This is a genomic window from Clostridium thailandense, from assembly GCF_019207025.1.
Taxonomy (GTDB): Bacteria; Bacillota; Clostridia; order Clostridiales; family Clostridiaceae; genus Clostridium_AM; species Clostridium_AM thailandense.
The window spans coordinates 1-6559 of record NZ_JAEEGC010000160.1; the positions used below are offsets into that span (position 1 = coordinate 1).

General features: G+C 31.7%; 5 protein-coding genes. All 5 read left to right on the forward strand.

Features of this window, described 5'->3' with window-relative positions:
• Positions 1 to 574: 574 nt before the first annotated feature.
• The 5 genes from I6U48_RS25105 (at position 575) to I6U48_RS25125 (ending at position 6465) form a co-directional block, all read left to right on the forward strand.
• Positions 575 to 781, forward strand: coding sequence for a hypothetical protein (locus I6U48_RS25105; protein ID WP_218323216.1), 207 nt, complete (start codon positions 575 to 577; stop codon positions 779 to 781).
• Between the two features lie 1104 nt (positions 782 to 1885).
• Positions 1886 to 2674, forward strand: a complete 789-nt coding sequence (locus tag I6U48_RS25110) for an electron transfer flavoprotein subunit beta/FixA family protein (protein WP_218323217.1) — start codon at positions 1886 to 1888, stop codon at positions 2672 to 2674.
• A 316-nt stretch (positions 2675 to 2990) separates the two neighbouring features.
• A complete protein-coding gene (locus I6U48_RS25115) occupies positions 2991 to 4190 on the forward strand; it encodes an electron transfer flavoprotein subunit alpha (RefSeq protein WP_218323218.1) in 1200 nt (399 codons plus the stop codon).
• Positions 4191 to 4241: 51 nt separating this feature from the next.
• Positions 4242 to 5657 carry an FAD-binding oxidoreductase gene (locus I6U48_RS25120; protein ID WP_218323219.1) on the forward strand — a complete coding sequence of 472 codons (1416 nt, stop codon included), beginning with the start codon at positions 4242 to 4244 and terminating at the stop codon, positions 5655 to 5657.
• A gap of 28 nt (positions 5658 to 5685) precedes the next feature.
• The gene (locus tag I6U48_RS25125) at positions 5686 to 6465 is read left to right on the forward strand and encodes a short-chain-enoyl-CoA hydratase (protein ID WP_218323220.1); all 780 of its coding nucleotides are present in this window, start codon (positions 5686 to 5688) and stop codon (positions 6463 to 6465) included.
• Positions 6466 to 6559 lie beyond the last annotated feature (94 nt).

Consider the following 6559-nt stretch of genomic DNA (forward strand, 5'->3'; position numbering starts at 1 on the left):
ATTGTCTGTCGCACTATAGACATCCACGGCCGACACTTAACTTATGCTTCGGGATATATTGACATTCTTCCAGCACTATAAATACTTTTGACAAGTCTAAAGTATTTAAATGTGTCTTCCAGAATGTAAATATATCCCTGCGTATAAGTTAACTGTCTGGTGTGGGTATCTATAATTAAAAATGCGTTATTGACATAACTTACATACACACCAAAAGAGACTTCTGATACTCAAATCGCTTAATGGATTTATTGTCCCGAGCAATAAGTGCTGTACTCCACTTATTATGTTCATATTCGAAATCTTGAAAGCCTTAATTTAAGATTTTGAATTGAATTTCTTCAAATATTTTATCTATTATTTTACTTTCGAATATTACTGAAATACTTTTTTAACGAGTTTTGAACTTACTTCAGAAAACTTTATTTTCATAATTTACATTGTTTGACTATAATATGTGTTCAACATTGAATGGGGAAAATTGTTTTTGTTATATAATGTAAAACTTAAAGCTTTAATAGTCTAAGAAGTTTTACAGATAGCCGTGTATCATGGATAAAAGGGGGAGATAAAAATGTACACAAGATTATCATGGGAATTAGAAAGAAGGGGTAAAATAAAGAATGAAGGTATTGAATTGTATTATGAGAAGGGAAAAATAAATATATTAGTTGATAGAAAATTGCATGTTATAAAAGATAATAACGAGTTAGTTAATTTAGGCAATAGAAATCATAAAATATCAGAAGTTGTAGAAGATATACTGCGCATATTTCTTTAAGAGATTAAGGAACAATAGCCTTTTTCAGCTTTAAATTATAGGTAATTCAATATATAGTGTTAAATAGCTCTAATGGAGGATAAAGGTGATTTGTGTTAAAATTTTTTATGAGACATATACTTCACTGATATTCTTAAAGATTCTTTACAAAACAATTTGTATAAAAGAATGTGAAGTTTGTCTCTGTTTTTGTAATGTTTAAAATGTAAATAAGTATTTGAGAGTTGTCACATTTTAACATAAGAATAAATTATTTAATTCAGCGAAAAAACAGCATAGAATTTAAATTTGAATAAAAAGTAACATTGTTAATTAAATAACAATTTTGACTTTTTTAAAATTATTTACTAGAGAAATTAATTTTTTGTCTTGAGAAAATAGAGGAATAGAAATGTTTATTATGCAATGGTCACATAAACTTATCTAATTGATTTATTGGTGTTAATAAAATAACTATTGTAGCAATTGTATGAATATTGTGCTAGAATCAAATCGTCTAGTGGTCGTACCACAATACCTGCCTAGAAGGAATAAATATATTCTTATTATTTTTCATTGCTTTGGTTCTAATTGGCTAATTTATTATTCCACTTGGGATATTAAATTTTGATCATTTCAATTAGAAGATGCTAAATTTTATTAGATAGTAGAAATACAGGAAGAGATGTAGTACTCACAGGGGGGATAGGACAGGATATTAAATAACATTTAAACTTTGTATAGTTTTTGTAATCGTTTTAGGAATTATATCACCTCATGCTAGGATTTTAGAAATAATATTAAATAGAGGTTGGATATAAAATTTATTTAAATTTTATAAATACACTAGAAATTTTATAGATCATGTGATAAAATATAAAAAAAGGTGGTATGACCACCTGACCATAATACCATACGACTAATATAAAATATATGAAAAAATGGAATAGAAATATAAGTTTATTTTTTTATAGATATATAGAAAACGTTTAGCTATCTTTCATTTGTTTATAAGAAGTGAAATATAACAGTGGACTTCTTAAGATGCCGTTGATTATAACTTTCGCTTCTTTATATAGAGTATATAAAATATCATAACGTATAAATAAATTTGGAGGTATGAACATGGATATATTAGTATGCATAAAGCAAGTGCCTGGAACTTCAAAAGTTGAAGTAGATCCAGTAACGGGAGTATTAAAAAGAGATGGTGTAGATTCAAAGATGAATCCATATGATCTATATGCTTTAGAAACAGCACTAAGAATGAGAGAAAAAGTAGGTGGAAAAGTAAAAGTTATAAGTATGGGGCCACCACAAGCAGCGGAAGTAATAAAAGAAGCATATATGATGGGGGCAGATGAAGGAGCTCTTCTTTCAGATAGAAAATTTGCTGGAGCAGACGTTTTAGCAACAGCTTATACAATATCACAAGGTGTTAAGCAGATGGGAAATATTGATTTAATACTTTGCGGAAAACAAACAACCGATGGAGATACAGCACAGGTTGGGCCAGAAATGGCAGAATACTTAGGAATGCCACATATAGCTAATGTTATAAAAATAGAAGAATTAAAGGATAAATCAATGACAGTAGAGATGGACATGCCAAATACAGTAGAAGTAGCAGAGATACAATTCCCATGTTTGCTAACAGTGGAAAAAGATATATTTCAACCAAGGCTTCCATCTTACAGAAAAAAACTAGAAACAAAGGACAGAGAAGTTAAGATGTTAAGCTTAAAAGATTTTGCAGATCAAAATGAAAAAAGATATGGATTAAATGGATCACCAACGCAAGTTGAGAGAATATTCCCACCAGCTGTAAACACAGATAAAGAAATGTGGAATGGGACTGGTGAAGAGATCGCAGATAGGTTAGCTGCTAAGCTTAAAGAGTTGAAATTTGTCTAATTATAAATTAGTATATATTCTTTTAAAAGCGATACCCCAAACAGTTGGCAGTAATCAATAAAAAAATCAGAGTTAAATTGCATACCGAGATTTATTTGATTGAGCTTAATAGGTTACTCTTTTTACTCCAAAAAACCAGCTGTCAACTGTCATTTTAATAAATTAGTAGTATATGATAACTTTTAATAGAGATAAATGTTAAATATAATCAAAAAGTTGGGAGATTAAGGGCCTAAAAGACCTTTAACGAGTAGTTCACGAGCGGGAGCGGGTAGGATTAACTACTCTGTGTTCCGACTAAAAGGAGGAAATAAAAGTGGGAAAATTATTAGTTAATCAGGAGAAGTTAAATCCTTCAATTATAGAAGAATTAGTAAAAATATGTCCATTTGGTGCTATAGAAGATAAGGATGGAAAAGTTGAGATAAATGCAGCCTGTAAAATGTGTAAGCTATGCGTAAAAAAAGGACCGGCAGGAGTAATGGAATTCGTAGAGGAAGAAGTTGTAGCTATAGACAAAAGTCTATGGAAAGGCGTAGCTGTATATGTAGACCATGTTGAAGGAGACATTCACCCTGTAACATTCGAACTTATCGGAAAAGCTAAAGAATTAGCTGCTAAAGTAAATTATCCTGTTTATGCAGTATTCGTAGGTTATGATATAAAAGATAAAGCTGAAGAAATATTACACTACGGAGTAGATGAAGTATTCGTATATGACTATGAGGAGCTAAAAGACTTCAGAATAGAACCATATACAGCAGCTATGGAAGATTTCGTTAACAAAGTAAAACCTTCAACTATATTAGTTGGTGCAACAACAATAGGAAGATCACTTGCACCAAGAGTAGCAGCAAGATTTAAGACAGGACTTACAGCAGACTGCACAATACTTGACATGAAAGAAAACACAGACTTAGTACAAATAAGACCAGCTTTCGGTGGTAATATAATGGCTCAAATCATAAATCCAAATAATAGACCTCAGCTTGCAACGGTAAGATACAAAGTAATGAATGCACCAGAAAGATCGGTTACAGTATCAGGAAAAATAACAGTTGCATCCATGGATGAATCGAAGCTTACTTCAAGTATAAACGTATTAAAAATAACTAAGAAAAAAGTTGAAACAAGCATATCAGATGCTGAAGTAATAGTAGCTGTTGGAAGAGCACTGAAATCAGAAAAAGACTTAGAAATGATAAAAGAATTAGCAGATTTGCTTGAAGCACAAGTAGCTGTAACAAGACCACTTATAGAAGCAGGCTTTGCTGATGCAAAGAAACAAATTGGACTAAGTGGTAGAACAGTAAAGCCAAAATTGATAATTACTTGTGGAATATCTGGAGCAGTTCAATTTACAGCTGGTATGAATAATTCAGATTGCATAGTAGCTATAAACAAGGATCCTAAAGCTTCTATATTCAACGTAGCTCACTATGGAATAGTAGGAGATATATATGAAGTTATACCAAGACTTATAAACAACATAAAAGAAGGAAATGGTATAGCATAAAAAGTTTATTATAGAAACTTAAATTATAATAATGGTTTGGAGGTAAGGAAAATGGCATGTAATTGTGCAAAGCAATATAAAAAGTTAGATCAAAATGATATAAAATTCCTAGTAGAATTATTAGGTGAAGATAGAGTATTTATAGGAGAAAATATAAATGAGGACTTCAGTCACGATGAATTAGGCGGCATAAGCAAAATGCCTGATGCTGTAGTTGAAGTAGAAAGTACAGAAGAAGTATCAAAGATAATGACATATGCTTATGAAAACACTATTCCTGTAGTGGCAAGGGGATCAGGAACTGGACTAGTTGGTGCATCAGTTCCACTTTATGGCGGAATAATGGTTAACATGACAAAGATGAATAAAATACTAGAAATAGATGAAGAAAATCTAACATTAACAGTAGAACCAGGAGTTCTATTAATGGAAATCAGTAAATATGTTGAAGAATTTGACTTATTTTACCCACCAGATCCAGGTGAAAAATCAGCTACAATCGCTGGAAACATCAATACAAATGCAGGTGGAATGAGAGCAGTTAAATATGGCGTAACTAGAGACTATGTAAGAGGACTTACAATAGTACTTCCAACAGGAAAAGTTATAGAAGTTGGAGGAAAGGTTGTTAAGAACAGTTCAGGATATAGCATAAAAGACATGATATGCGGATCAGAAGGAACTTTAGGAATAGTAACAAAAGCAGTACTTAGATTACTACCATTACCAAAAAAAGCAATAAGCTTATTAATACCATTTCCAAATCTTGAAATGGCAATAAATACAGTGCCAAAGATCATAAAATCAAAATCAATACCAACAGCTATAGAATTTATGCAAAGAGAAGTTATACTAGCTGCTGAAGAGTTTTTAGGAAAGAAATTCCCAGATAACTCATCGGATGCATATCTACTTTTAACATTTGATGGCAACAGTAAAGAAGAGATAGAGAAAGACTATGATAAAGTTGCTCAAATCTGCTTAAATGAGGGAGCTTTAGATGTTTATATAACAGATACTGATGAAAGAAAAGAAGCAGTATGGTCAGCAAGAGGAGCGTTCCTTGAAGCAGTTAAAGCAACAACAACAGATATGGATGAGTGCGACGTTGTTGTTCCAAGAAATAAAGTTGCAGAGTTCGTAAAATATACAGATGAACTTCAAGAGCAATTTAATGTAAGAATAAGAAGTTTTGGACATGCTGGAGACGGTAACCTACACGTATACGTTCTAAAAGATGATATGACAGATGAACAATGGGAAAAGAAATTATCAGAAGTATTTGAGTGCATGTACAAGAAATCTGTTTCATTAAATGGGTTAGTATCAGGAGAGCACGGAATAGGATATGCTAAGAGACCATATTTATTCGAGCAGTATGGTGAAGATTATGTAGAATTAATGAAAAATATCAAATTAGCATTTGATCCTAAAAATATATTAAATCCAGGGAAAGTTTGTCAATAAAATATTTATATTCAAGGGAGGAAGGAATATGGAATTTAAAAATATAACTTTTGTAAAAGAGGGGAAAATTGGGATAGTTACACTCAATAGACCTAAAGCTCTAAATGCACTAAATTCAGAAACTTTAAGAGAATTAGATAGCGCTTTTGATGCTTTGCATGCAGATAAAGAAATTTTAGCGGTAATCATTACTGGAGAAGGAAAGGCTTTTGTAGCAGGAGCAGACATATCTGAAATGAAGGACCTTAATACTATTGAAGGAAGAGAATTTGGAATACTTGGAAACAAAGTATTTCGAAAATTAGAAAATATGGGCAAACCAATAATTGCAGCAATAAATGGTTTTGCTCTAGGTGGAGGTTGTGAGCTATCAATGGCTTGTGACATTAGAATAGCTTCAGCAAAAGCAAAATTTGGACAGCCTGAATCAGGTCTTGGAATAACTCCAGGCTTTGGAGGAACTCAAAGATTACCAAGACTTGTTGGTGAAGGAATGGCGAAGGAACTTATTTTTACAGGAAAAATAGTAGATGCCAAGGAAGCTTTAAGAATAGGATTAGTAAATAGAGTAGTCGAGCCAGAACAATTAATGGATGAAGTTAAGGCCTTAGCAAACACTATAGCAGCACAAGCCCCAATAGCAGTAAAACTTTGTAAAACAGCTATAAATAGAGGAATGCAGTGTGATATAGATACTGGAATCGCCTATGAAGCAGAAGTATTTGGACAATGTTTTTCAACAGATGATCAAAAGGAAGGTATGACAGCATTTATAGAAAAAAGAGACAAGTCTTTCAAAAATAGTTAAGAGGTAGAGAAGTAAACTTTACACAATTCAACTTTCTAAATTTTTAGATCAATAACTAATATATATCAAAAGATAAAGGAGAGAAAAATTATGC

Coding starts and splice junctions, on each gene's coding strand:
- I6U48_RS25105 (WP_218323216.1), top strand. CDS start 575: ATGTACACAAGATTATCATGGGAATTAGAAAGAAGGGGTAAAATAAAG.
- I6U48_RS25110 (WP_218323217.1), top strand. CDS start 1,886: ATGGATATATTAGTATGCATAAAGCAAGTGCCTGGAACTTCAAAAGTT.
- I6U48_RS25120 (WP_218323219.1), top strand. CDS start 4,242: ATGGCATGTAATTGTGCAAAGCAATATAAAAAGTTAGATCAAAATGAT.
- I6U48_RS25125 (WP_218323220.1), top strand. CDS start 5,686: ATGGAATTTAAAAATATAACTTTTGTAAAAGAGGGGAAAATTGGGATA.